The sequence below is a fragment of the Moraxella sp. I5G genome, from assembly GCF_055193055.1.
The window spans coordinates 1-1,411 of the sequence record NZ_JBUXLH010000036.1; the positions used below are offsets into that span (position 1 = coordinate 1).

The window sequence follows — 1,411 nt, forward strand, 5'->3', positions numbered from 1 at the left end:
CTACTAGGTTGATATTGCTCATTTTTTTAACAAATTCTCGGCTATCTGGATCATCCTGTATATCCTGCTGTACATCTTTGGCAAAGTTTTCAGAAAAATAATACTCTTTTCTTGTATCTCTATATATATCTCATCACCAAATAACAACCCACCCGAACATTTACCCATCGTCATTAAAAATTCTTTAAATTGACCATGGATTGGAAAATCATACTTTAGTTCAATTTATCTGATTTCATCTTCGGTATAGCCCTGAATAAGCTCAGGGCGTTCGATGAAATTATTGCGTGGGTTTTTGATGGATAATAGGGTTTGGATTAGATTGTTCATAATAATCTACCTGTGGTTAATCTTTTAAATACTTCATTATTTTGACCAGTAATATCCGAACCTATAATTTGGCGATAATATTTTAAAAAATCAAATAGGGTGCCGAATTCCCTAACAGTATCTTCATTAGTATCCCATTCATAGATAGTGTCGTCTTGATTTGCAAGAAGCATAAAATACTTAATCATATGCTCATTTATGCCTGCAAACTCAAAATATTTTTTTTCTACAAAATTGATATTACCCATATTTTTAATAAATTCTTGGCAGTCTAGGTCTTCGTGTATCTCTTGTCTCATGGCGTCAGAAAAGTCATGCTCATCTCTTGTCTCTCTATATATATATATATCATCTCCGCGCAATATCCCACCCGAACATTTACCCATAGTCATTAGCAATTCTTTAAATTGACCATGGATTGGAAAATCATACTTTAGTTCAATTTGTTTAATCTCATCTTCGGTATAGCCCTGAATTAGTTCAGGGCGTTCGATGAAGTTGTTGCGTGGGTTTTTGATGCTTAACAACGCTTGAACCAAATTACTCATAAATTACTCCTAAGGTCTTGTACCTGTTGAACCGTGTTCAATGCGGATTTTCAAATCTTTATTAAGATTTTTAAAGTCCTCTATTGTACCACCCATACCATCTTGACCGCCACAGCCATAGCAAGCACCCTTAAATTCATCTGATGTATTTTGAATATTTAATTGAATGCTATCAATATTGGCATTGGCACTATTTTGATTTTGTTGGGTGATATGGCTCATGATTTTCTTTTCAGCATGATTGCCGTTGTACTGATTATTATCAGGATTAATATGGTCAGGCAATACTTTTTCTTTTGAACCATCTGATAATACTTTACCTGTATAAGCCTCATCTCTTAGCACCTGATATTCTTTACCATGAATGGTTACTTTATCAGGGGCATGACCACTCCAACTTTTACCACTGACTGCTAGATAGTGGATGGTTTTACTATCTTTGGTGGTAACAGTTGCTGTGGCAATACTTATTTCATTAGCCTTACCATTTCTATTAAGGTAAGATGTCTGATTAGGGTCAGCCTTATTCTCCG

2 protein-coding genes are annotated in these 1,411 nt (G+C 34.7%); both read right to left on the bottom strand.

Features of this window, described 5'->3' with window-relative positions:
• Window positions 1-326: 326 nt before the first annotated feature.
• Window positions 327-878, bottom strand: coding sequence for an SMI1/KNR4 family protein (locus tag ACZBKJ_RS09800; protein ID WP_463200907.1), 552 nt, complete (start codon window positions 876-878; stop codon window positions 327-329).
• A gap of 9 nt (window positions 879-887) precedes the next feature.
• The coding region (locus ACZBKJ_RS09805; RefSeq protein WP_463200908.1) for a hypothetical protein at window positions 888-1,411 on the bottom strand (524 nt) is incomplete at its 5' end.

What these genes read in the sequence shown, in the direction of transcription:
- ACZBKJ_RS09800 (WP_463200907.1), bottom strand. Translation starts at nt 878, where the DNA reads ATGAGTAATTTGGTTCAAGCGTTGTTAAGCATCAAAAACCCACGCAAC.